This window comes from Paraburkholderia sp. BL21I4N1 (assembly GCF_002973525.1).
Classification (GTDB): domain Bacteria; phylum Pseudomonadota; class Gammaproteobacteria; order Burkholderiales; family Burkholderiaceae; genus Paraburkholderia.
In genome coordinates this window covers 186,965-210,826 of record NZ_PVEN01000009.1, presented here as the reverse complement: position 1 = coordinate 210,826, position 23,862 = coordinate 186,965, and the positions used below count along the sequence as shown (strand labels likewise).

Annotated in this window: 17 protein-coding genes and 2 pseudogenes; 12 read left to right on the top strand and 7 right to left on the bottom strand. The window is 61.8% G+C overall.

The genetic code is table 11. The annotated features are described in order from the left end of the window. Position 1: 1 nt before the first annotated feature. The 3 genes from B0G83_RS38250 to B0G83_RS23105 are packed head-to-tail and all read right to left on the bottom strand — an operon-like array spanning position 2 to position 5,468. Positions 2 to 694 carry a hypothetical protein gene (locus tag B0G83_RS38250; RefSeq protein WP_146120283.1) on the bottom strand — a complete coding sequence of 231 codons (693 nt, stop codon included), beginning with the start codon at positions 692 to 694 and terminating at the stop codon, positions 2 to 4. Between the two features lie 2 nt (positions 695 to 696). Further along, positions 697 to 3,111 carry a M23 family metallopeptidase gene (locus B0G83_RS39225; protein ID WP_258168132.1) on the bottom strand — a complete coding sequence of 805 codons (2,415 nt, stop codon included), beginning with the start codon at positions 3,109 to 3,111 and terminating at the stop codon, positions 697 to 699. Between the two features lie 5 nt (positions 3,112 to 3,116). Further along, on the bottom strand, positions 3,117 to 5,468 hold the full coding sequence (locus B0G83_RS23105) for a type VI secretion system Vgr family protein (protein WP_105509719.1): 2,352 nt from the start codon (positions 5,466 to 5,468) through the stop codon (positions 3,117 to 3,119). A gap of 152 nt (positions 5,469 to 5,620) precedes the next feature. Between B0G83_RS23105 and B0G83_RS23100 the strand changes: the two genes are divergently transcribed. Both B0G83_RS23100 and B0G83_RS23095 read left to right on the top strand, forming a co-directional pair. Beyond that, a complete protein-coding gene (locus B0G83_RS23100; RefSeq protein WP_258168154.1) occupies positions 5,621 to 6,019 on the top strand; it encodes a type VI secretion system domain-containing protein in 399 nt (132 codons plus the stop codon). An 11-nt stretch (positions 6,020 to 6,030) separates the two neighbouring features. Then, positions 6,031 to 6,870, top strand: a pseudogene (locus B0G83_RS23095) (type VI secretion system baseplate subunit TssF); the annotation flags it as partial. On the opposite strand, the pseudogene tssA reads toward B0G83_RS23095, so the two are convergent. From tssA to tssB, 3 genes and pseudogenes are all read right to left on the bottom strand, one after another. Next, a pseudogene (gene tssA, locus B0G83_RS23090) lies at positions 6,869 to 8,104 on the bottom strand (type VI secretion system protein TssA); the annotation flags it as partial. The pseudogenes B0G83_RS23095 and tssA sit on opposite strands and share 2 nt — an antisense overlap. 171 nt (positions 8,105 to 8,275) lie before the next feature. Continuing rightward, positions 8,276 to 9,808, bottom strand: a complete 1,533-nt coding sequence (gene tssC, locus B0G83_RS23085) for a type VI secretion system contractile sheath large subunit (protein WP_105509718.1) — start codon at positions 9,806 to 9,808, stop codon at positions 8,276 to 8,278. A 73-nt stretch (positions 9,809 to 9,881) separates the two neighbouring features. Then, a complete protein-coding gene (gene tssB / locus B0G83_RS23080; RefSeq protein ID WP_105509717.1) occupies positions 9,882 to 10,394 on the bottom strand; it encodes a type VI secretion system contractile sheath small subunit in 513 nt (170 codons plus the stop codon). A 545-nt stretch (positions 10,395 to 10,939) separates the two neighbouring features. Between tssB and tssK the strand changes: the two genes are divergently transcribed. The 10 genes from tssK (at position 10,940) to B0G83_RS23030 (ending at position 21,627) form a co-directional block, all read left to right on the top strand. Beyond that, positions 10,940 to 12,292 carry a type VI secretion system baseplate subunit TssK gene (tssK, locus tag B0G83_RS23075; RefSeq protein ID WP_105509716.1) on the top strand — a complete coding sequence of 451 codons (1,353 nt, stop codon included), beginning with the start codon at positions 10,940 to 10,942 and terminating at the stop codon, positions 12,290 to 12,292. Then, entirely contained in the window at positions 12,289 to 13,020 is a 732-nt protein-coding gene (locus B0G83_RS23070) for a DotU family type IV/VI secretion system protein (RefSeq protein WP_105509715.1), read from the top strand. Before tssK ends, B0G83_RS23070 begins: the two co-directional genes overlap by 4 nt. Then, complete coding sequence (locus B0G83_RS23065; protein WP_105509714.1) at positions 13,017 to 14,789, top strand: OmpA family protein; 1,773 nt, start codon at positions 13,017 to 13,019, stop codon at positions 14,787 to 14,789. The genes B0G83_RS23070 and B0G83_RS23065 overlap by 4 nt, the downstream gene beginning before the upstream one ends. 94 nt (positions 14,790 to 14,883) lie before the next feature. Continuing rightward, the gene (locus tag B0G83_RS23060) at positions 14,884 to 15,369 is read left to right on the top strand and encodes an Hcp family type VI secretion system effector (protein ID WP_105509713.1); all 486 of its coding nucleotides are present in this window, start codon (positions 14,884 to 14,886) and stop codon (positions 15,367 to 15,369) included. Between the two features lie 160 nt (positions 15,370 to 15,529). Continuing rightward, positions 15,530 to 18,259 (top strand): type VI secretion system ATPase TssH, encoded by a 2,730-nt coding sequence (gene tssH / locus B0G83_RS23055; RefSeq protein WP_105509712.1) that lies wholly within the window; start codon positions 15,530 to 15,532, stop codon positions 18,257 to 18,259. A 13-nt stretch (positions 18,260 to 18,272) separates the two neighbouring features. Further along, complete coding sequence (tssE, locus tag B0G83_RS23050; protein ID WP_105509711.1) at positions 18,273 to 18,704, top strand: type VI secretion system baseplate subunit TssE; 432 nt, start codon at positions 18,273 to 18,275, stop codon at positions 18,702 to 18,704. Between the two features lie 159 nt (positions 18,705 to 18,863). Next, a complete protein-coding gene (locus B0G83_RS23045; protein WP_258168131.1) occupies positions 18,864 to 19,457 on the top strand; it encodes a cytochrome b/b6 domain-containing protein in 594 nt (197 codons plus the stop codon). A 2-nt stretch (positions 19,458 to 19,459) separates the two neighbouring features. Continuing rightward, positions 19,460 to 20,251, top strand: coding sequence for a molybdopterin-dependent oxidoreductase (locus tag B0G83_RS23040; protein ID WP_105509709.1), 792 nt, complete (start codon positions 19,460 to 19,462; stop codon positions 20,249 to 20,251). 76 nt (positions 20,252 to 20,327) lie between these two features. Continuing rightward, positions 20,328 to 20,942: a DUF5666 domain-containing protein gene (locus tag B0G83_RS23035; RefSeq protein WP_105509708.1), complete on the top strand. Its 615-nt coding sequence runs from the start codon at positions 20,328 to 20,330 to the stop codon at positions 20,940 to 20,942. Between the two features lie 109 nt (positions 20,943 to 21,051). After that, positions 21,052 to 21,627 (top strand): hypothetical protein, encoded by a 576-nt coding sequence (locus B0G83_RS23030; RefSeq protein WP_105509707.1) that lies wholly within the window; start codon positions 21,052 to 21,054, stop codon positions 21,625 to 21,627. 9 nt (positions 21,628 to 21,636) lie between these two features. Here B0G83_RS23030 and B0G83_RS23025 read toward each other — a convergent pair whose 3' ends face one another. Next, the gene (locus B0G83_RS23025) at positions 21,637 to 23,499 is read right to left on the bottom strand and encodes a M24 family metallopeptidase (protein ID WP_105509706.1); all 1,863 of its coding nucleotides are present in this window, start codon (positions 23,497 to 23,499) and stop codon (positions 21,637 to 21,639) included. Positions 23,500 to 23,862: the final 363 nt, after the last annotated feature.

Here is a 23,862-nt window from a genome sequence, read left to right as displayed (position 1 = left end):
ATTAGTCTTCGTTGAAACGGATCGACTTCACCATATCGAGGAACGGATCGTAGCTAAACCCATTCACGAGGCTGTCTTCTTTTTTCCGCAGCAGACAAACTCCGTCGAGCTGAGCAACCATTTTTTCGTTACCGATCATCAAGTGAACACAACGATAGGCACGCGTATATTCCTTGCTTAACTTACAATTGCGCGGAGCCTTTCCGAATGACTCTTCGGCAATCCAGCCATGCCAGTTTTCTCCTGAAATAGGCGCGACTTTGACGCTCGGCAACGTTCCGCAGTTCGATGTCGCGACACTGGCACCGCTCCCCAATTCAGGCAGAGATTTCCCTTCATCAATCTTGAATAGACTACTCCCACGTTTTGCGATTTTCTCATCAATTCCAATGCGCTCTATTTCGAAATTCAAACTTGAACCACCAGAACCTCGATTTGGGTCATATTCAAAAATCATTGACAAACCAGCTCCATCGTTATCTTTGTATGAGCCTGTGCAACCGAAACCCAGAGGTTGATCGAACATGTTTAACAACTGCGGCACCAGCATCGACAATCCGCATTGCTGAACGACCTTTTGCGCCATTGGCGCCAGAGCGATTTCCCCACCCTCTTTCACCATGGGAACGGACGCACTACAGATACCGGTGTGAGCAAGAATAAAAATAAAAAACAGAACAATTAAATGACGCATACTCATACCTCCACTTGCACTGCAAGTTGCGAATCTGCTGGCATGGTCGGGCTATCGTTCAGCATGAAATAGGTGTACCGAAAGAATTGCTGTCGTGCTGCCAATCCTCCCGCGCCCCCAACCAAGCGGAAGCAAGCGAGAACGTCCGCATTATCAGATCCATGATCCGCTTTCCGATTGATTCGTTTCATCACCCAGAAGTACCCTGCAGAATCTGCCGCAACGTTTGCGTCGTTCTGAAGCAACTCCGGATTCGGATCACTCTCAAAATCTCGCCCACAAAACGATCCGTAGTCCCGGTAGCCGTTTCTCCAGGTGAGGTGGATTAGCCCGCGCCCTCTAAACCGTGCTCCGTCTCCAGAGATAACGTTTCCATTCGACTCAGCTTTATGGCGAATTTCCCCCGGTCGCTGCGCAATGTATGTCGGACGGTCTCTTCCTTGCAAAAATCCCATGGTCTGCAACCACGGACGCTTGTGATCAAAGTCCGACGCAGCTTCCGTGGTTGTATAGACCTCGTACATCTTTCGAAAGTACTCAGCATCTCCCCATTCGCTGGCGTAGTTGAATGCCCCCGTTTCCTTAAATACCTGCCCCAAAAAATGAGATCGCCGAAGGCTGCTCACAAAGCCGTACTTCACCCACATTTTGTTCAGGGAAACCCAAATATTTGCTGGGAAAGTGCCGTTCTGACTGCTCGCGCCTTCAGAAAATCTTCTCTTGCTGATATTCCAAGGTATGTTCCCGCCCGCGTCCGCGATGGATTGGCGCGGAAGCAACTGAGCCTGCTCCTTTAGCGTTAGCCACGGGCACCGTCTGAAATGGCGAATAAATGCAAGCGGATGGAAGAACCATACTTTGTCACCAGGGCGCAAGCTCGTTTTGTCCCAGAACTGGAGATCGCCGACGAACGATTTGAATTGTTCGTACGCGCGCTGGTTGCCTTCGAAGTGCTCACCCGCATCAAGGAGATGCCGGTATCGGTCATCGGTATTCGTCCGATCCCACTCGCTCGGCGCCTCGCAGATAAATCCCTGCAGCAGCTCCTGAACGGCCTTGTTGTGGGGATCACTCAGGTACTGCTCCATCGCCGCGCCTTGTTGCTGGGGCGTTTGCGAGATGGCTGGCGCGAGTGTGCCCGGGCTACTCACGCCGCCGATTGACGCACACACAAGTGCTTTGAGCTTCTCCAGATCCCATAGACCATGCTGATCGAACAGCCCATCTGTCGATGCCTGAATCTTCTTCCACCCCCTGAAGAACGGAAAATCAGCATCGGACAGTTTTTGGATGACCGGCCGGTTTGCATCGATGTAACCGTATTGACCGGTGGCAAACTGGATACAGTGCCATGTTGCTAAAGGATTTGAAGCCGATAAGGGATGCGGATTGCCCAGTAGCTCGGGCGCGACCGGAGGAGGTGTCTGTCCGCTCGACGATGCCGCAGTTTGCGAGTGCGAGATGACCCTGCCGAAACGGAGCAATTCGTAGCCGTCGCTTGCGCATCCCGCATAGAGCGCGGTCGCCCGCTTGAACATGTCGAGTTCGAAGTTCGTCTCGCAGTCGGGCTTGTCTACGGTGAGCAAGGTACGGGAACCGTCGCTCGCCACGCTCCACACATTCGTATACTTGTCTCCCTTGTAGAAATACATTTCCACGTACAACGATTGAGCGCTTTGGCCGCCCTGTTTACGAGGAAAAGCAATTCCGTGCAGGTAACCATGCGCATCGACGCCGGGCGGTTGCGGCAAAAACGTCTGCCCCGCCGGAACGAAGTAGTAGCTATGCCCCCAACAGTCGTTGCCGCTCGGCGTCGCGATACCGATCTGGCCAGGTTGCGTCATGCCAAAGTACTTGTTGAAGTCTGTACCGGTCGTGAAAATCTCAAAATGCAAGTGCCATGGACCGTCCTGGCATCGCCCCACATAGCCAAGGACATCCTTTCTCAGTACTTTTTTATTCCCGCCGGACATGGGGCCACCAGTTGGCTGTCGCAACCAGTCTGCCATGCCGTGAACCTGGTTTGCGGCAGGCGGATGAATGCCGGTCTGCGTAATCCCAGTGTTGTCCAGCAGGTGCATGTACAACGAATAAAATATGAGACTCCGCCCCTCGCCGGTCTCAGTTGCATGCTTGAGAAGTACGAACCCGCCATTTGTATTCTTGTTATCGAAGCTGTCCGGCAGTGGATCACTACATACACGATATGCGACCACCTCTCCATCGGCAATCGCGTGCACAGGCACGGTTCTATTCGAAGGACGAAGGTGCAGCCCGGTATGCCAGCGGCGATCGAACGCGATCGGATACCGGCCGCCATGGTCGATCCACTTGTCGATTTCATCCATCAGCGGATCTTCTGCCGTTGAATTTGCAGGAACCTGAATCTGCGGGAGAAAAGGTGGGCTGATAATCATGGTTCCTATCGCGAAAGTGAGTAGTCGTCCGGCGACGTGAGTTTGCTTTTCGGCAGTATTGGCAACTGAGGATCGACGTTGCCGGGGCCCTGGAATACGAATGAGCCGGCCTTGATCCTGAAAGCGCCCGGGCCGATGAATTCGAATGTGCCGTCTTCGATCTTCAGCGCGGCACCGCCACTGGCCAGGACGATCTTTTTCCGAGCCACCACCAATACGTCTTCATCTGCACTTGCAAGCTGCATCTGCTTTGAGGAAACCAGACTCATCGCATCGCTCTGTGCCGCAATCTCCACTTTGCCCTTCGCGGCGAATATCTTGAGCCCAAACTTGTGCGCACACAGTGAGATGAGTTCGCCGGCCACAATCGTGATGCGCTTGAGCACGCTGACGTCGGCGTGCTGTCCGGCATTCACGATCAGGTTCTCGCCCGCCGCCTGCTGGATCGATTTCGGTGTCACGAGTGCAATGCCGGCCGGCGCACTGGCAAGCAGTCCCGCATCCTTGAGTTGGTTCATCACATCCAGCAGGGATTGTTGCGTGGCTCTGTCTGCCGGTTCCGCATTTGCCTGCACCGTTGCATTGGCAAGGGCCGCAACCCGCTGAAGAGCCGTCTGCAATTCCTTGATCGCCGCAGGCATCTCCAGATGGGGAGCGTTCGGCGTCCACGGATCGGCCGAAAGAAAAACGCCTTTGGGTCCGTGCATGGTGGCCCACGCCTGCGTCCCGATTTCAACCCCTTCGCCTCTTTTCTTCTTCTCGCCGTCGACGAGATAACCGAGCGAGACCGACGATTTCGCAAAGACCGTTCCGATCTTGATGCCCTCGTGCTCCTTCAGGTCCTCGAAGCGGATTTTGTTGCCAAGCAGGGGCGAACGCCAGACAGCGCGGCTGTACCAGCCTTCCTTGCCGTGCACGAGATCTGTCCGCGCAGAGTCATGAAGGGCTCCGGCTATATAGAGCCTGTCGATATCAGCGTTGGTCCCCTGTATACGGACTTCGGTCTGCGGGAGCAGCGGCGAATGCAGGCCACCCTGGTACGACGCCGAGGTCCGCAAAAGCCGCAACGGCATGCTGTTCATGCCGCGCTTGCCGGTGCGTCGCGCAAACTGGAACTTCACGCGGTAGCGGCCGTATTCGTCCAGCCACGCGTAGGGCTCGTCGTCGCCCGATTCGATCGTGCCGATCAGCGTGCCGCTGACCCACCGCCAATGCTTCGCGGGAATGTATTCAGGACGGTACGTGAGATGGGCAGGAATCGCCTCGAACGTATTGGTCACCGAATCCTTGCGGCTGCCCCTTGTCACGAGCTTCGTGATCACGAAACCGTGGGGCGCCTCGGGGATCGTGTCGTTGGTCAGATGCACCACCGTGCCCGGCATCATGCCCAGCACGTTGCTCTTGCCCCTGATCTGCGTCTGCCGCGTAATCAATTCGTCACGCCGCGCATCGGCAAGCGCCTGCCCTTCCTCGACGGAGTGGAAGTGTTCGTTGCTGCGGTTCACGCTGCCGAACACCGAGCGGTCGTCAGTGGCCACGGACGACTCGACCAGCAGCGGATCGTCCGGGACCCGGTGATTGCGGTCCCATTCACGCACGACCTGAGGCACCAGCTTGCGCTCGACCTCGAGTTCGAGAATCGCTTCGTGCCAGCTCACAAGCCCCGAATTCGGCAGCAGCGGCACTTCAAGCGCGCGCCTGTACGCGCGGGGCGTATTGCCGACGACCATCGTCTCACGCTGCGGCCCATCCTGCCTGTCCGCCTGCGTGAAGTAGTAAAACGCCCCCTTGCGACGGCAATGACGGTCAATGCAGTTCGCCACCGTCTCTTCGTACATGACGGTCTGCTCGACCTTGTCGTCCAGACCTTCGAGCTGGAGATCAAGGTCGTAGGATTCGAACAGGTCGCGATCGACGATCAGATCCGTGAGCAGTTCGGGCAGCGAGCGATCCAGGAACACGCCCGAATCGTGGACTTCCTCGAGCAGCGCCAGCCTCGGCCTGAGGTCCGCCCGGTAAGTCGCTTCGTCGCGGCTGATCTTCACCCGCGTCCACTGCGTCACTGTGCCATGCAAGGTGCGCGCGGTCGCCTGTGTGGGTTCGACCAGACCGGGCAACGACTGCACCGAAGCGTGCTCGTCGATCGTGAAGACCGCTGGCCTGCCGACACAGGCCGCGCCGTCAATATGCCTGTTCTTTGACGTCACCGTGATCCTGACCAGATACGGCTTGTTCATCTCCTCAGTCGATTCAAAGTCGAGGACGGACAGCGGCGACTCGACCGTTGCAATCTCGAGGTGGAAAGGCTGCGTGACGATCGCGCCTGGAAGCTTGACGATATCCTGAATGGTCCGCATGGCCACTGTTGAATGGTGAGGTTGTACACAGGAACGGCGACTCCTACCCGATCAGCAGGAGCACAAAGGCCACCAACAAAATTACTAAGTATGTCGAAGCATTATAACGATGCCCATGATCTGATTTGTCATCTCACTATTTTTTAATGCTTGTGTGTGGATCGTTATTCATCGCTTGCGCCCGTCCGGCACGAGCAGTTCGGCGGGAGGGGCTGGAGGCCGCATTCGCCTGGCTTGAGGGACTGCCCGGAATGAGAACGGACCGTCACCGCTTTCTGCAGCGGCTGATGATGGCGCGTCTTGCCGATCATGCGGGACGAGCCGACATGGCACTCGCACTGCTCGGCGAACTGGATTTGCTGGCACGAACACTTCCCATAACCCGCTGGGAGCCGGCACTGGTTTTCGAAATCCGGCAGCAACTGGTTCGCGTGTTGAAGGCGGCGAACCACCGTAAGGACGCGGACAAGCCCGCACTCGCGCGCCGTATTGCCGAACTACAGGCTGAACTGACGGTGCTGGATCCGGCTCGTGCGCTGGCTTTCGCATGAAAGGCATATCGATGGATAGCGACGATCCCCTCCTGCGCCACTTTGACACCCAGATGCGGTATCTGCGTGAGTCCGGCAGGGAATTCGCGACGGCGCATCCCGACCGGGCGCGTACGCTCAATCCCGATCGGGTCATCGATCGCGATCCCTGGGTCGAGCGTCTGAAGGAGGGCTTTGGGTTCCTCGCGGGACGGCTGCAGCAGGCGCTCGACGACGAACGACCCGAACTCACGGAAGGCCTTGTAAGTCTGCTCTGGCCGCATTACCTGCGCGCAATGCCGTCGCTCTCGATCGTGGAGCTGATTCCGCACGCGCTCCCGCAGACCACCGTTGTAGCCCCGGGCGTTCGTGTGCTCGCAACGCCCGTCTCCGTCGCGCCACCGGCAGGTTCGGGCGAGGACCGGCCGACTACGGTCGAATGCCGGTATCGCACCACGCAGGCCGTCACGCTGCAGCCGCTGTCCATCACGCATGCCGGGCCGGCCGTGCGGCGCGATGGGCGCTCGGTGATCCGGCTCGGCTTTGAAGTGGATCCATCGGCCGAACGAGCGCGTCTCGACTTCTCGCGCCTGCGCCTGTATCTCAATGCCGAGCTGCCGACGGCGCTGGCGATGCATCTCGCGCTCACACGCGAAGCCGAGTCGGTCGCATGGTGCGTTCCGGAAGTGCGCGGCGGTGACGCCGCGGCGCTCGCGAGCGTGACCATCACGGCGGCAGGTTTCGGCCGGCAGGACCGGTTGCGACCTTGCGCGGAGGACGGTTTCGGTGGGTACGAATTGTTGCTCGAATATTTCGCGTTCCGGGAGCAATTCCTGTTCGTTGACCTCTGTGGGCTCGACATCGCGAAGCTTCGCGGTTCACCAGATCGCGGGCCTGCGCCTCGATCTCCGGCCAGTCGCCCGCGCCATCGCCTTCGGCATCCGCCGAAACAGCCAGGGGCGCGATGGCCTCGCCCGCTTCGAGATCGCGCACCACCGCGTGCCGGGCGATCCATTCGAGCGTCGTGTCGTCAGCGAACGGCGTGCCGTCGTTGAACGTGAGCCGCTCGATACCCGGCAGCCGCTCCAGGAACAGCGCAAAGTCCGCGCGCAGCAATTCGCGCCAGGCGCAATAAGGCACGCCGACGTGATCGAGTGCGACGTGCTGGAAGTACTGCAGGTCAAACCAGAGGTGATTGACACCCTCCATGAAGGCGCCCTCCACACGCTCCAGCAGCTCATGCCATTGTTTCTGCAGCACAAGCCGCTTGAGCTGCACACGCAGTTCGCCCCGCGGCGGCGCCAGACGTGTGTGCGACGCGCTGTCGGCCGGCGGCACTTCGTGCAGGGTGTCCCACCGGATGCAGCGTACGAGCCGCGCGGAAGGCAGGTAGCCGCTGTCCTGATCGCGCAGCCAGGATGCCATGATGCGCGCCTGATCAAGGAGATCGCGCGTCGAGGCGATGGAACTGGTTGGTGGCGTTGCCCCCATGGACGAAGACACGTTCGATGTGGCCACCGTGCTACTGGCCGGTTGTTCCCGATGTTCGAACCGCGTAATGAGCGGCTTCAGGTTCGGGCGCGCCGCTTCAGGCCACCTCGCCGTGCGCGAGAGCACCACGTCGAGTGCGGCAAGCGCACGTTCGAGATCGGCGGGAGCAAACTCACCGCGGCGGTCGAGTAGTTCGACCGTGCGCGCGGTGGCCAGCAGTTCAAGCGCGGCCTTCTTCGCCTCGGCGCGCGCCGGAAGAACGGCCTCCCCAAACCGGTCGACCAGTGCGGCCACCAGTTCAAGCCCGTCCGCGAAGCCGGCAGGCCCGTCCTGCCTCAGCCGCGCGCCCGCGTAATAGCCAGCGACCCGCAGATCCTTGCCGGTCTCCTTCAGCAACTGCTCGCACGATTGGAGGATCAAAGCGTCGTCGATGCCGGACAGCCGCGACGCCTCATCCCTGAGCGCGAAGAAGGCCTCTTCGTAGCCCGGATCGCGCCCGACGACGTGATCGCCGTCCAGCGGCTGCAGCCATGCACTCCACGCCGCGAGACGCGAGCGCGTGAGCTGTTCCGCGTCGCGTGAGGGAAACAGTGCCTTGAGCAAACCGGAGAGCATCAACGCACCGCCCAGCGTGCGCCGCGCCGACCGGGCGCCTGAACCTGCGACGGCAAAAACATCGCCATGTGAATCATCCTCGACATGCTGTATCAGAAAGCCGGAAACGGCAGCGCCGGGGCGACGTCCGCCACCCGGCGACTCAGGCAAACAACGCCGGACCAACCCGGATTAATTTTTGGCCTTCGGCATCTGCGACACGAGCGAGAGGCCGATGTCCATGCCCTCGACCTGGAAGTGCGGGACGATGAAGAGCTTGATGCGGAAGAAGCCCGGGTTGTCCTCGATATCCTCCACCGTCACCCTTGCATCACGCAGCGGATGCGAGGCCTGCAGGTCATCGCCCGGATCCTTCATCTCGGTCACGAGTCCCTTGATCCAGTTGTTGAGTTCAAGCTCGAGCAGACGCCGGTCTTTGGTCGTGCCGATATTCTCGCGCTGGATCAGCTTCAGGTAGTGCGCGATGCGCGAAAGCAGAAAGATGTACGGCAGGCGCGCGTTGATGCGGCTGTTGGCCGTCGCTTCCCTGGTCTCGTACAGCGCGGGCTTCTGTGTCGAGTTGGCCGAGAAGAAGCACGCGAAGTCATGGTTCTTGTAGAACGAAAGCGGAATGAAGCCGAGATTCGCGAACTCGAACTCACGCGTCTCCGGGATCAGCACTTCGGTCGGGATTTTCGGCTGAACGCCGGTACCCAGATCATATAGGTGGAGCGGCAGGTCCTCGATCTTGCCGCCAGCCTGCGGGCCGCGAATCTGGACGCACCAGCCGTTGTTCACGAAGCTACGCGTCATATTCGCGGCAAACGCGAACGACGCGTTGACCCACAGATACCGGTTATGGTCCGGGCCCTTCACCGCTTCTTCATAGTTGAAGGCCCGCACCGGCACCGTATCCTTGCCGTACGGCAGGCGGCCCAGCACACGCGGCATCGTGAGGCCAACATAGCGGGCGTCGTCCGTGTCGCGGAAGCTCTTCCACTTGATGTACTCGGCGCGATCGAAGTAGTTGCCGATATCCTGGATGGCAGCGACCTCTTCCATCGACTTTTTGCCGAAAAACGCGGCGCCCACCGAGCCGATGAACGGCATGTGCGCCGCCGCCGCGACCTTCGAGATGTTGCGCAACAGGGCGATATCCATCGGCGTGTTGCCGAATTCGAAGTCGCCGATCATCGCACTGACCGGCTGGCCGCCCGGCGTGTCGTATTCCTCGATGTACGTGAGGCGATACAGGCCGCTCTGGATGAGTTCCGGCGTGTCCTCGAAGTCGCGCTGCAGCGCCTCCTTCGACACGTCGAGCACTTCGACGCGTGCATTGCGACGGAAGTCCGTGCGCGAGACAAGCAGCTTGAGGCCGCGCCAGCGCCCTTCGAGCGCCTGGAACTCGGGGCTATGCATCACCGCATCGAGTTGCCGGCTGATCTGGCGATCTAGCTGGCCGATATGAAAGTCGAGCAGCGACTTGTCGAGTCGTTCGACCGGCTGACTCGACTTCGCGACGAGTTCGAGAAAAGCGCTCATGCCGCGTGCGATACGCTCGTCGGCCGAGGCTTCGGAAAGCATGTCGCTGTCGCGGAACGCCTCGAGCGGGCGTGTCTCGGCGACGGGTTTGAGGTTGATTCTGCTGCACAGCGAGGCATACACGCTGTCGTGCTCAAGCACAACGCTTTCGGCCGCGCCCAGGCGTGCTTCATTCTGGTTCATCGTATGTCCTGTCTGGGTCTCTAGCGCTACCTGGTTTCGAAAAGCAGTAAAGGCCTGTTTTGGCCTGCGCCGCTCAGGCATGACCTTCCGGCTGAGTCGCGGCCGTCGCAAGTTGCGCCAGTTCCCCGCGCAGCTTGTCGGACAGGCGCCTGTCCTTCAGAATTTTCTCGAACTCGCGCCGGAAAGTACCGTTGTCGAGCAGATTCGATTTCAGGTCGCGCAACAGGTTGCGCATCGCGAGCATCGCCTGAAGCTCCGGCATCTGGCGCGCGACCTGCTCCGGCTCGAAATCCTTCATGGACCGGAACGCGAGGTTCACGGGCAATTCGGTGCCGTCGCCCGCAAGGGTGTTTTCCGCGGCAAACCTCAGATCCGGCGCGTAGTCCGCCAGCACGGCATCAAAGTTGTTCCTGTCGATATTGACCTTCTTGCGCTCAGCCAGCGGCGCCTGCTCGCGGCCCGCACTGAAGTCGCCGGCAACCAGCAGCTTGAGCGGCAGTTCGACCTTCTTTTGCGCCCCGCCCGTATGCAGATCGAGCGTGATTAAGACTCTCGATTTTGGAATTTCTCTTTGAAAACTGTCCATTTGCATTCCTTAGTGTTCTAAATGCAGTCTACCTGCAGGGTGCGCCACCAGCTATACGACGACACGTCCCGCACACATGCCCCGGCGTGTGCGCGATTCAACTGCGATCATCTCTGCATCCATGACGCACCCTCAATTCCTTGAAACTTCCCGTCACGGCGTATTAGAACGGTTTACTCGCATTACGTCAAAGCCTCACGATATTGAGTGATAAATTTCAATGTAAAAATTTGTTGATTAATGGATAAATCAAGAAAAAACCAATCATATCCAGACCTCCTTCAGACGCAGAATTTCTGCTACGAACTTGCGCGCCGCACCTTCCATCATGGTCTATTCTTAAAAATAATGATGAATACCATAAATTCAAGACAAGTCCGATTTACAAACAAAAATAGTCATGCTAAATATCTCTAAAATTTATTGTCAATTAAATGTAAATTTTTGGTGTTTTTCATAACTAAACAGCAAATACCATATACAGCAGACAAATATCACATTTAGAATCCGGCACTCACTCACCGGAAATATTCATAGACCACACCATGCGGATCGACAAACCGCTCTGGCACGACGGGCTCATCCTCACGCAGCAGCATTTCCAGCAGCAGGACAGGTGGACCGCTTTCGCCCTGCAACAATTTGTGTCTGCTGCGCTTGCCGAGCCATGGGGAACCCTCGCTGTTGAAGTGGATCAGGAGGCGCTGGCAACGGCGCGACTGAAGCTCGCGCAACTGAAGGGACGATTTCCGGACGGCACGCCGTTCGACACGACCGTTGCCGACGCGCTACCACCGGCCAGGGATCTGACGCAGGGCGTGCCGGCCGATCGGCAAAGTGTCATCGTGTTCGCGGCACTCGCGCTGCCAGACGCCAGCGGCAGCAATTGCCGTTTCGACGAAGCCACACTGGCGCGTCCGCGCCGCTCGTACCGTGAATTCGTGAAGGTTGCGGACCTGAACGGCACGACGGAGTCCGAGATCGCAACGGAACGCCATGCGGTACGGCTGCTGTTCGACTTCGAGCCGCACGACGATGACACGGTCTGTGCGATCGCGCGGCTTGTTCGCACCACGAATGGCCAGTTTCAGGTCGATCACCGGTTCGTGCCGCCATGCCTGACGCTCGGCAGCCACCCGCTCCATCTCGAACGGATCAACCGGCTCGCCGACATCCTGCAGGCAAAGAGCCACGCGCTCGGCGCGCGCCGCAGCGAGCGCATCGATCAGGTCGCCGAATATGGTGTCGCCGACGTGCAGCTCTTCTGGCTCCTGCACTGCATTCAGGCCGCGTGGCCGCCACTCAGACTGTTCGCTTCGCACCCGGCTCGCCCGCCAGAACATCTGTATCTGACGCTCGCCCAGCTCGCGAGTGCGCTGATGACGTTCTCGACCAGCGCCCAGCTCACGGATATCCCTGCGTACGACCACGCGCGCGCCGATGAAGTCCTGGCGAAACTCGAGTCGATGATCCGCGACCTGCTGGACGCGATCATCCCGTCACGGGTGGTGTCGATTGGCCTTACACGCAAAAGCCCGACCACGTCGACAGGGCAGTTCCTCGACGAACGCATCGTCGAGGCAGACGCGGACTGGTATCTGTCGGTCAACGCGCCGGTGCCGGCGTTCGAGCTTGTCGAACTGGCCCCGCGTCTGTGCAAAATCGGTGCGCCCGACGACGTCGAACACATCGTCAATTCGGCCTTGCCGGGCATCCCGCTCAAGGCCGTGCCCCGTGTGCCGGCAGCGATTCCCGTGCGCCTCGACAATCAGTACTTTGCGCTGGATTCCACGAACAACGCGCATGCAAGAATGCTCGCCGCGCGGGCCTGCCAGGTCTATCTCCCGGCGTCGATACCCGACGCGTCGCTTGAACTTTACGCGGTGCTGCGCTCATGAGGGTCGTCCGTTCCTTTCATCGTGACACCGCTTTCATGAACGGCGAGCCGGGTGTGGGACGTGCCACCGGCCAGGGTATTCGCGATCTGCTGCGCGACACCGCACTGCTCGTCACCACGCTGGCGCCCGGTGGCACAGTGGCCGACGCGGCCGGATTTCGCGAACGCTGCGGACAGGCGAACGACCGCTTCTCGGACGCACTTACCCGGCGAGGCTATCCGGCGGATGTGCGACAGGAAGCGCTTGTCGCGCAGTGCGGCCTGCTCGACGAGACCGCCTTGCGGCATCTCTCTGCCGAGAACCGCAGCGCATGGGCGCTCAAGCCGCTGCAGGTCGAGCGGTTTGATATCCACGACGCGGGCGAGCGGGTGTTCGACTGCATCGAGGCCCGTCTGCGCGAAACACCGGCGAACGCCGATCTGCTCGAATGCTACTCGGCTATCCTCGGTATGGGATTCACCGGCCGCTATGCGCTCGGCGGCGAGGCAAAGCGCATCGACGTGATGGCCGCGCTCGACGCCCGGCTGGAAAAACTACGCCCGTCCGCCGATGTGCCATTCGTGGTCGACCGTTCCGCACGGCGTCTCTCCGACTGGGTTCACTCGCTTTCGCCGTGGGCCGTCGCGGGACTGGCGTGCATTGTCGCGCTGATCGTCTGGCGTATCGGGTCCGTGGCGCTCGACACGCAGCTCGCGCAACTCGTGCCGGCGAAGGTCCTGCAACCGTGAAGTCCGATTTGCCAGTCCAGGTCGCGGCACAGGCACGCGCATCCGAAGACGGTCACCAAAGACTGGGCTATCCGTTTCGCGTAATGGTCCTGTTTGGTAGCGCCCTGATGCTCGCGGTGATTTGGCTCGTCGTTCCCGGCAACGGCAACGGCAATGGCAATGGCAGCGCGGCGTGGATCCTGACGGCCATCACGGCTGTCGCTGCCACCCTGCTGGTGTGGCGCCGCGCCCGGCAGCTCCGCCTGGCACGGACACAGGGCGCACAAGTACTCGCCGCGCTGGGAACCGCGACCGCGGAGATCCCGGCACGTCTGCGCACCCGCATGCCGCTCGTGCTGGTGACAGGCGATGACCTGCCTGCGCTGTTTAACCGCGACGGGTGGGAGCAGTTCGTCCACGTGGGTGACGGAGCCCTCTGGTTGCGCGTCGACCGCCCGCGGGACCTGCCCCGCCTTGCCGTCGCAGTCCGGCAGTGGCGCGACGGACGCGCCCCGGACGGTATCGTGCTGGCAATCGCCCCTGCCCAGTATGCGGATGCCGACAGGCTGACGCAGGCGCTGCGCTTGGTGCGTCAGCATGTCGCCGACGCGGCGCGCATGCTGGGCCGGCGATGCCTACCGGGCTACCTCGCGGTCTATCAGCGGCTCACGACCGGCCCCGCCGGACACGCCATCCCTCAGTGGTACGGCGTGTCATCGGCCACTCATCTCACGGATGCACAACGCTTCGAATCGGTCATCCGGGCGGCGGAAAGCGAGGTCCAGCACGCGGCCGGGGATCGCGTGGCAGCCGTGCGCGCCGCGGCGCTCGCGTCCATTGTCGGCTGGACACACCGTGTCGTCGTCAGCGCGCTCACGGACCGTCAGCAGCCGGCCTCGCCCTGGGTTCTGTCTGGGGCAGCCTGGATCGATTGCGGACCGACGGACGGACCGGGCAACCCGTGGGAGCAGGACGTGGAAATGCAGACCCGCGTCATGCGCGCGACGAGCGCCGCCTCCGCACACCCCTGGCCACTGCCGCAACCGCTCATCGAAGCCCTGCCGCAGCGGTTCTGGATGTCGCCGCGATGGACCGCCGTCGCCCACGTGATCGCCATACTCGCCTGTGTGTCCGTTTTCGCGTTCTGGGGAGCGACAGGAAACAACCAGACGCTGCTTGCACGCATCGGAGCGGATCTTGGGCGCTACTCGATGATTCCCACCGCGCACGATGCGACGAAGCAGGATGCCCTGCGGACACTGGTGGCCGACCGTGACGAGCTCGACGGTTACGCGCGCTCGGGCGTGCCGCTGCGCCTGTCGTTGGGCATGTACCGGGGCACGCAACTGATAACGCCGCTCAACGAGGCCATTGCCTCTTATGTGCCGCCACTACCGCCTCCCGCGGTCGTCACGCTCGACAGTATGTCGCTCTTCGACAGCGGCCGTGCCCGGCTGAAGGTCGGCTCGACGCGCACCATGGTCGGCGCGCTCGACATGATCAAGGCGCATCCGGACAAGCGCATTCTCATTGCCGGCCACACCGACAACGTGGGCCATCCGGACAGTAACCTGAAGCTCTCGACTGCGCGCGCGGATGCCGTGCGGGACTGGCTCATCGAGGCGTCCGGCATTCCAGCGACGCGGTTCGCGATCCAGGGCTACGGCGATACGCGTCCGCTCGCGGAGAACAACACCGAAGCGGGCCGCGCGAAGAACCGGCGCGTGGAGATCACGCTGGTGCCTGATGGCCCTGCAGCCGCGCCTTCCGGCAACACGCCGCGCAGCTGAACGGCAACTGTTTTGGTCCCCGAAGCATCCGCATCGGGAATGTGAAGCCCGGTCGCTGGCTCCGGGCGATTGTCGTACAAAAAAGGAGTAGAACATGGCAATTCCGTCCTACATGTGGCTCAAGGACGATGGTGGCGCCGACATCAAGGGTTCGGTCACCGTTCATGACCGCGAGGGCAGCGTCGAGATCGTTGCGTTCGACCACGGTGTGCATATCCCAACCGACAGCAACACCGGCAAGCTCACCGGAACGCGTGTGCACAAGTCGATCATGCTGACCAAGGAAACGGACGCCTCGACGCCCTACCTGTACAAGGCCGTGACGAGCGGCCAGACGCTCCAGTCGGCCGAGATCAGGTGGTACAAGATCGACGACGCCGGCAAGGAAAAGGAATACTTCAACACGAAACTCGACAACGTCAAGGTCGTGGCCGTGCGCCCGAAGATGCTCGACATCAAGAACCCCGACTACGAGAAGCACAACCACCTCGAGGAAGTCGAGTTGCGCTACGAGACGATCACGTGGTCGTACAAGGACGGCAACATCATGCACAAGGACACCTGGAACGAGCGTTCCTGATTCGCCAGTGGTCTGGAGGGCGGTCCACCATTCCCGGTGGCCCTCGGCATAACCGGCCTTCCTTTGCCAACCTGCCTGCGCAGGCGGGCCTTTTTACTTCCCCAGGGTTCGGACAGTTATTCAAGTTTCTGTCCGCGCCCCGACCAGAGCGCACTTCGCCATGACCTTTCGCGACGACCGAAGGACGTCCCCGTGGGACGCCACGCACCTGCTCCAGCGGCTTAACCCCCATTGCGCGAAGGCGCTCGAAGCGGCGGCGAACCTGTGCCAGACACGCCTCGCCGACGAGATCACGGTCGAGCATTGGCTGCTGAAACTCATCGAAGCGGCAGACGGGGATATCCCGGCGATCCTGAACCGCTACGGGCTCAATGTGGACGCCGTCTGGGATGCATTGCTCACGGCCATTGAGCACACCCCGCGCAATCTGCGCGGCAGGCCCGGCCTCTCCCCGCAGTTGGCCGTCGTCCTGCGGGATGCCTGGCTTCACGCATCGTCGCAGGCCGATGACGCGCTTATCCGCTCCGCGAACGTGCTTCAGGCGATCGTCGAGGCGCCGCACGTCCTGCGCGCGCCCAATGCCTGGCCGTTGCTGTCAATCCGCAGCGCCCAGATCCAGCACCTGCTGCCCCGCCTGGGCCTACGGACCTGCGAGAACCCGCCGGATAGTCCGGAAGCGGCTCCCGTCGAGCGGGCAACTGCGATCGGCGACCACGCCGGGTCGACCGTTCCGGAAGCGGAGGCATCGCAAGCGCCCCGGCGCGCCATCGACGGCGACGCCCTCGGCCGCTTCGCGATCGACATCACCGCGAAGGCGCGCGAAGGCGGGATCGATCCGGTCTTCGGGCGTGAACGCGAGATCCAGCAGGTCATCGACGTGCTCGCTCGCCGGCGCAAGAACAATCCGATCCTGGTCGGTGAACCGGGTGTCGGCAAGACCGCACTCGTCGAAGGCCTGGCGCTGCGCGTGGCCGAGGGGACGGTGCCGACCGTGATCCGCGACGTGCGCATCCTCACGCTCGACCTGGGTCTGCTGCAGGCCGGCGCCGGTGTGAAAGGCGAGTTCGAGCAACGCCTGAAGAACGTGATCGACGAGGTGCGGTCCGCGCCCGAACCGGTCCTGCTCTTTATCGATGAAGCGCACACGCTGATCGGCGCGGGCAACGCGGCGGGCGGCGCCGACGCCGCGAACCTCCTCAAACCCGCGCTCGCTCGCGGTGAGCTGCGCACGATTGCCGCGACCACGTGGTCAGAGTACAAGCAATATTTCGAGCGCGACGCCGCGCTCGAGCGGCGATTTCAGATGATCAAGGTTGACGAGCCGGACGACGAGGCAGCGTGCCTGATGCTGCGCGGGCTCAAGGACCGTTACGCGAAATATCATCACGTCCACATTCGCGATGAGGCGCTGGTCGCGGCAGTCAAGCTCTCCCGCCGCTACATTCCCGCGCGCCAGCTGCCCGACAAGGCCGTTGACCTGATCGACACGGCGGCCGCGCGCGTACGCATGGGGCTCGAATCGCCGCCTGCGGAACTGCAGCGCGCCCGCGCTGCCATCGCCGCGCTCGAACTCGAGCGGGCAACACTCGAGGCGGATGCCGAGGCAGGTATTACCACGCCCCAGGCGCGCCGCGACGCGCTGGGCCTGGCGCTGGCAAGCGCACAGTCGGCAATCGCCACCCTGCTGCAGCGCTACGAAGGCGAACTCGACCTGGTGCGTGCTGTCGAGACCCAGCGCGAAGCCGGGCCATCGACGCGCGACACCGCGGCCTTCGCGCAGGCGCGGCAAGCGCTCGCACAGGCCCAGGGCAAGATGCCACTGATTTTCGCTGACGTGGATGCCCACGCCATCGCGCGCGTGGTGGCCGAGTGGACCGGTGTGCCGGTCGGCAATCTCGTCGAGGACGAACTGCAGGGGCTGCTTGCACTTGAAGCGCGGCTTGCGACGCGGGTGATTGCGCAGCAGGATGCGCTCACCGCACTGGCCGAAAGCCTGCGCACGGCAAAGGCGGGCCTGAAGAACGAGCACGCGCCGCTGGGCGTCTTTCTGCTCGCGGGACCTTCCGGTGTGGGAAAAACCGAGACGGCACTCGCGCTGGCCGATCTGCTGTTTGGCGGCCAGGCAGCGCTCACCACGATCAACATGTCGGAGTACCAGGAACCGCACACCGTTTCGCAGCTCAAGGGCTCGCCCCCGGGCTATGTCGGTTATGGTCGCGGCGGCATCCTGACCGAGGCGGTACGCCAGCGCCCGTACAGCGTTATCCTGCTCGATGAGATCGACAAGGCTCACCGCGACGTGCTGGACATCTTCTATCAGGTGTTCGACCGGGGCACGATGCGCGACGGCGAAGGGCGCGAGATCGACTTCCGCAACTGCGTGATCGTGATGACGTCAAATCTCGGCAGCAGGCAGATCGACGAAGCCACCGCGCTGAACACGGAGACTTCGCAGGCAGGACTGCTCGACGCCATCCACCCGCAGCTCGTGGCGCACTTCCAGCCGGCCCTCCTCGCCCGCTTCCAGACGCTCGTGTACCGGCCGCTCGACACGGTAGCGCTGGTCGCCATCGTGCGCCTGAAGCTCGCGAAAATCGCTGATCGCCTGCGCCTGCAGCACGACGTCGAACTGTCGTGCGAGGAAGCGCTCGTCGACGCGATGGCCGAACTCTGTCTTGCACGGGAATCCGGCGCACGCAACGTCGACGCGTTTCTTGACCAGCGCATCCTGCCCACCATGTCCCGCGAACTGCTCGCACGTATGGCGAACGGCACCGCGCCCGCGAAAATCGTCCTGTCCCGTTCGCCCGAGCGTAACCTGACGATCGATTTCATCGACCGGGACGACGCCGTCGCCGGACACCCGGCAGCCGGGCCGGCAATTGCCTGAGGAACACGAAGCGATGCCGGTCGGCCCTTCCCTTTATGACATGCTGCTCGGCCAGATCGACGGTGAACCGCTTGAGCGTCACGACGACAGGACACTCGAAATCCTGAGTGTCCAGGCCAACATTCGCCGCATCCTGAACACCCGCGCCGGAGCGCTCAAGCACGTGCCCGACTATGGGCTGCCGGATCTCACGGATGTCTACCGCAACCTGCCGGCGTCCGTACACGATCTGCGCAACCAGATGGAAACCACACTACTGCGGTTCGAGCCGCGGCTGAGCGGCGTCGACATCGAGATCGACGACAAACCGGACCCGGGTCTACTCGTCAGCTTCACGATGGTTTGTCACCTCGGAAAGTCGGGGCTCGTGCGCTTCGGAACCTATTTCGAGCCACCGGGACGCATGCGCATCGAGCGGTTGAACAACCCGGATCGCGGCCGGTAACGGAGGGCGGGCGCCGCCCGCCCATACCACCGGCAACCGACAAAAACACTGCGTCGCGGCCTCCCAAGGCCGGGGTCGGTCATTTGACCGATGGTCTCAAGGCGCGCCGGGTGCGATCCTCATACCGAACTTCTTTACGTCTTTGTCGGTGACACCACCTTGAATTCCGCCCCGAACCATCCTGCTTACGTGCGCATTTTTCACTGGCTCAATGCCGTTTCGGTGATAGCGATGTGCATGAGCGGCTGGCAGATTTACAACGCGTCGCCCATTTTTTCGAGCCTCAGATTTCCCGCCGCCATCACGCTGGGCAATTGGCTTGGGGGTGCGCTGCTCTGGCATTTCGCGATCATGTGGTTACTTGTCGTCAACTTTCTCGCGTATCTGGCGCGGGGCATCGCGACGGGACGCCTGCGCAGGAAGCTGCTTCCCGTCTCCGCTCGCGCCGTTGCCGCGGACCTGCTTGCCGCCCTGCGAGGCAAGCTGGCGCACGACAACCCGAGCCAATACAACGCTGTCCAGAAACTCGCCTATCTGGCCGTGATCGCCGACCTCGCACTCGTCATTCTGTCGGGGCTGACGGTATGGAAACCCGTGCAATTCCCGCTTCTGCGCGCCTTGATGGGCGGCTTCGACAACGCACGCCTGGTCCATTTTGTCGCCATGAGCGGACTGGTCGGATTTCTGATCGTGCACGTGGCGATGGTCGCTCTCGTGCCGCGTTCCTTGCTGACGATGATTCGAGGCCGCTGAACATGCCCACCCCAAAACGCGGCTCAACGCCCACTCCGGAATATCGCCCCGACGCGGCCTCCATCGTCAAGGACGCAAGAGGCGAACTGCAGTCGTCCGCGCGGCGTTTGCTGGGTCAACGAATCCTCACGCTCGGCGGTTTGATGCTGCTGTCAGGTTGCGACCTGAAGACCGACAAGTCGGTGGAAACGATGCTACGCAGAGTCTCCAGATTCAATGACGATGCCCAGGCGCTGTTATTCGACCCGCGCCAACTCGCGCCGACCTACCCGGAGTCGATGATCACCCGGCCGTTTCCCTTCAACGCGTACTACGACATCGATCAGGTGCCGGACGTCGATCCTCAGACCTATCGTCTCGAACTAAAAGGACGGCTCAAAGGCAAGTCCCGCTGGACCCTTGCCGAACTGCGCGCGCTGCCGCAACGGGACCAGGTCACCCGGCATATCTGCATTGAAGGTTGGAGCGCCATCGGGAAATGGGGCGGTGTGCGCTTTGCCGATTTTCTCGCTCGGGTCGAAGCGGACACGACGGCGAAATATGTCGCCCTGCATTGCGCCGACAACTACTGGACCAGCATCGACATGCCCACGGCACTCCATCCGCAGACCCAGCTTACGTTGACCTACGACGGCAACATCCTGCCCGCGAAGTATGGATTCCCGATGAAGCTCCGCATGCCAACCAAGCTGGGCTACAAGAACCCGAAACACATCGTGGCGATCACGATCACCAACGAATTTCCCGGCGGATATTGGGAAAACCAGGGCTACAACTGGTTCGGGGGTTCCTGAGCCCGCGCCGCCCACTTTCACTCCCGCCACTTTTCAACCTCAAGCTTTACACCGCTACTGCACACACGGAGCATTCATGTCGATTCGCCTGAAACTCGCTATTTCCACGCTGGCGCTGACGCTCGCCGGCACGTCGTTCGCTCAATCGTCCACCGACAAGCCGGAGCGGATCCGCGGCGCGATTGAGTCTTTCTCGGGCAACACCTTGCAGGTACACCGCCGCAGCGGCGACACCGTCACGATCCAGGTGAAGGACTCGACGCACCTGAACGCCGTGAAGGCCGTCCAGCTGTCGGACATCAAGCCCGGCTCTTACGTCGGCGCCGCGGCCATGCCCGGACCGGACGGCAAGCTGGTTGCCAAGGAGGTGCTGGTGTTCCCCGAAGCCGCGCGCGGTACGGGAGAAGGTCACTATGCATGGGATCTCGGCGCCAACACGTCCATGACGAACGCCAACGTCGATACCGTTGTGCAAGCAACCAGCGGTCGCGATCTGAAACTGTCGTACAAAGGCGGCACCAACACCATCAACGTGCCGACGAACGCACCGGTCGTCACGCTCATTCCCGCCACACGCGACGATCTGACGGCGGGCAAAAAGGTGTTCGTGGTGGCGGTCCATGGGAAAGACGGCGCTTACGACGGTAACTTCGTCGTCGTCGAAAAGGACGGCGTCGCGCCGCCGATGTAAGTCATGCGGCCGACTCGCGCCGCGCGGGCGACCGTCTCGCGATGTCGGCTGTAGAAGCGTCCAGAACCTGTCGACGACTACGGTCGTCGGCCATCGAGCAGGAGTTGCAATGAACGATCGTCGCACCGATACCGAACGTGCCCGCCAGGAACACTGGCTCACGCGGTATTACTTCATGCGGGCAGCGTTTTCCGCTGTCTGGGTCGGGCTGGCTTTCTCGATCGGACAGATTTCCCCGGCGGCCGTCGCCGCTCTGCTCGTCGTCTATCCGGCGTGGGACGCGCTGGCGAATTACATCGACATGTCGCGCGCCGGCGGAATGGCCGAAGGCCGCATTCAGGCCATCAATGTCGTCATCAGTATCCTGACGACGATCGCGGTGATCGTTGCCTTGAGAGTCGACATGAGCTGGGTACTGGGCGTGTTCGGCGACTGGGCGATACTGTCCGGACTGCTTCAACTCGGCACGGCCGCGCGCCGTTGGAAACACTTCGGCGCGCAGTGGGCCATGATACTGAGCGGCGCGCAATCGGCGCTGGCAGGCGCATTCTTTATCGTGCAGGCGCGCGCGGCCATGCCGCCGGTCATCGCCAGAGTGGCGGCTTACGCGGCGGTCGGCGCGATCTATTTTCTGGTGTCCGCGCTGTGGCTATCCGTGAGCCGGATGCGACGCAAGGCCCTCTGAAAGACGACCCTACAGCAACGGACACGCCGTCACGCTCGTGCCGCGCTCGGCACACAGCCGCTCATAGTCACGCAGGTAAGTCCGCTCGCTGTCGTCGAGCAGATCGAGGTCGATCAGATCCCAGTCGTAACCGACCGCAACGATATTCTCGAACTCCATCTTGCCGGCTTGCGTCGCGCTCGGATGAATGATGACGATGTTCTCGATCCGCACGCCGCCCTTGCCCGGCAGATAGATACCCGGCTCGACCGAAATCACCGCGCCTGGCACGAGCCCATACCCGGCCCCCGGCGCGAAACGCACACCGCCTTCGTGAACGTGAATGCCGACGCCGTGTCCGGTGCCGTGCCCGAAATCGTAGCCGTACTGCTGACAGACCGCGCGTACGGCGGCGTCGACTTCCGCGCCGGTCGTGTCAGCGGAAAATTGCGTGACCAGACCTTTGATGCACGCCTTCAGCGCGACCGTGTATATCTCTTTCTGCCACGGTCGTGCCCGGGTCGACGGATCGGTTTTGCGCAATACGACGCGCGTGCAGTCGGTCGCGAAGCCGCTGTCGTAATAGGCGCCGCTATCCAGCAGCACCAACTCGCCTTCCTGCAAATCGACGTCCGGACTCGCCGCCGAGTAATGCGCCGACGCGCTGTTCGCGCCGTTCGCCGCGATCGACGTGAACGACAGCCCGACGGCGCCACGCGCGCCGTAAGCGTCGTTGATCGTGCGCGCCAGGTCGTATTCGGAGCGGCGTTGTCCATCCCCCGACTTGGTCCAGCGCATGGTCTCAGCGATCGCCGCCGAACTGCGCGCGAACGCGTCGCGGAACTGCGCCAGCACTTCGGGTGTCTTGCCGACGCGCATCGCTTCGACCGGGCTGAAATGCGTATGCGCGGCCGCCGGCCAGATACGCCGCACCGCGTCGGGCAGCGCGCAGTTGACCGCGTCGGCGCTGTAGCACACATGCCGAACCTCGAACTCGCCCAGCACCCGGGCCAGTTCGTCCCGATCGCGACGAACCACGCGCAGCAACGGATACGTGCGCAGCTCCACCGGACATTGATCGCATCCGTCCGGCAAAAACAGCACCACTTGCTCGCCGATCACGAACAGAAAACCCAGCTGCGACGATGCGTTGGGCAGGTGATAGCCGCGGCTGTTCAGCAGATAGCTGATGTCGTCCGCCACGCAGGTCAAAAAGCAGGTAGTGGACTGCGCCTCATCGGGCCGCGCTTCAGCTAACCGCGAGTGAACCCGCTGATTCAGCGTCGCGATGTTTTGCGCGATGCTGGATCCGGTCATCGCCTGCGGCAACTCGAAGATCGGACGGTCCACGTTCCAGCCGGGCAAATCGATCGCACGGTCCACCTCCCGGCCGCTCAGGCTGGTCCACGTGAGATTGGCGTGCGCGGTCGCCTCTAGCATGCCCTCGCGTTGTGCGACGCTCATCCGCAATGCGTCGTAGCCCACCGCATCGACGTGCGCCGAATGCGCGCTCAGCCAGTCGGCGATAGCCTTCCATATCGACACGCCCAACGCCAGCTTCTGTACCTGCACCCGTTGCGGGTCGCATTGCTGATCCGCCTGCAGATGGTAGCGGCCGTCGACGAACAGCAGGAACTGCGGCGAACCGAGTTCGAGCGCAACCGCGGCCGACAGAAACACACCGTTGCCGGTCGAACCGTCGAACGCGGACAGCGCGTAACGCGGGTCGTTACGGCGCGGCACATGCTCGCTGAGGAATTCGTCCTGCGACGGGACCAGCAGCGCGTCGAGGCCGCGCTGCTCCATGAGTCGCGAGAGCCCGGCGTGCGTATCGGCGACGCAGGCGTCATAGGGCGCGAGGCTGGAGAAGCTGTATTTCAGTCGATCTATCATCGGATGCCCATGTTTTGTTTATCGATCAGGCGCATGCAACGGCCGGGACCGCTTTTCAAAATTACCGCGAGCTAAAAATTGCGTCAAGCTTAAATTTTACTCCTACTAAAATTCACAACCGAACCTGCGATTGGGCGAAAGGAAGCGGAAAGGCGCGCGCACCTTGGAATCGCGGCCGCGTCACGCGTTGGGGTCACGTCGTGGTGGCGTGGCGGTGCGGTGAACTTGCCCCGCCGCCCCGTCTGCCAGGCGGTTGAAATCCGTCACACCGCTGGCATCGTCGGACGAAACCGCGAATTCGGCGCGCTACAATGCGGCCTGCATTCGACCGGACGGCTGCGCTTCGTGCGATTTCTCGGAAAG

Excerpts from the sequence above, each read along its gene's own strand:
- B0G83_RS38250 (WP_146120283.1), bottom strand. The coding sequence starts at position 694 with ATGCGTCATTTAATTGTTCTGTTTTTTATTTTTATTCTTGCTCACACC.
- B0G83_RS39225 (WP_258168132.1), bottom strand. The coding sequence starts at position 3,111 with ATGATTATCAGCCCACCTTTTCTCCCGCAGATTCAGGTTCCTGCAAAT.
- B0G83_RS23105 (WP_105509719.1), bottom strand. The coding sequence starts at position 5,468 with ATGCGGACCATTCAGGATATCGTCAAGCTTCCAGGCGCGATCGTCACG.
- tssC (WP_105509718.1), bottom strand. The coding sequence starts at position 9,808 with ATGAACCAGAATGAAGCACGCCTGGGCGCGGCCGAAAGCGTTGTGCTT.
- tssB (WP_105509717.1), bottom strand. The coding sequence starts at position 10,394 with ATGGACAGTTTTCAAAGAGAAATTCCAAAATCGAGAGTCTTAATCACG.
- tssK (WP_105509716.1), top strand. The coding sequence starts at position 10,940 with ATGCGGATCGACAAACCGCTCTGGCACGACGGGCTCATCCTCACGCAG.
- B0G83_RS23070 (WP_105509715.1), top strand. The coding sequence starts at position 12,289 with ATGAGGGTCGTCCGTTCCTTTCATCGTGACACCGCTTTCATGAACGGC.
- B0G83_RS23060 (WP_105509713.1), top strand. The coding sequence starts at position 14,884 with ATGGCAATTCCGTCCTACATGTGGCTCAAGGACGATGGTGGCGCCGAC.
- tssH (WP_105509712.1), top strand. The coding sequence starts at position 15,530 with ATGACCTTTCGCGACGACCGAAGGACGTCCCCGTGGGACGCCACGCAC.
- tssE (WP_105509711.1), top strand. The coding sequence starts at position 18,273 with ATGCCGGTCGGCCCTTCCCTTTATGACATGCTGCTCGGCCAGATCGAC.
- B0G83_RS23040 (WP_105509709.1), top strand. The coding sequence starts at position 19,460 with ATGCCCACCCCAAAACGCGGCTCAACGCCCACTCCGGAATATCGCCCC.
- B0G83_RS23035 (WP_105509708.1), top strand. The coding sequence starts at position 20,328 with ATGTCGATTCGCCTGAAACTCGCTATTTCCACGCTGGCGCTGACGCTC.
- B0G83_RS23030 (WP_105509707.1), top strand. The coding sequence starts at position 21,052 with ATGAACGATCGTCGCACCGATACCGAACGTGCCCGCCAGGAACACTGG.
- B0G83_RS23025 (WP_105509706.1), bottom strand. The coding sequence starts at position 23,499 with ATGATAGATCGACTGAAATACAGCTTCTCCAGCCTCGCGCCCTATGAC.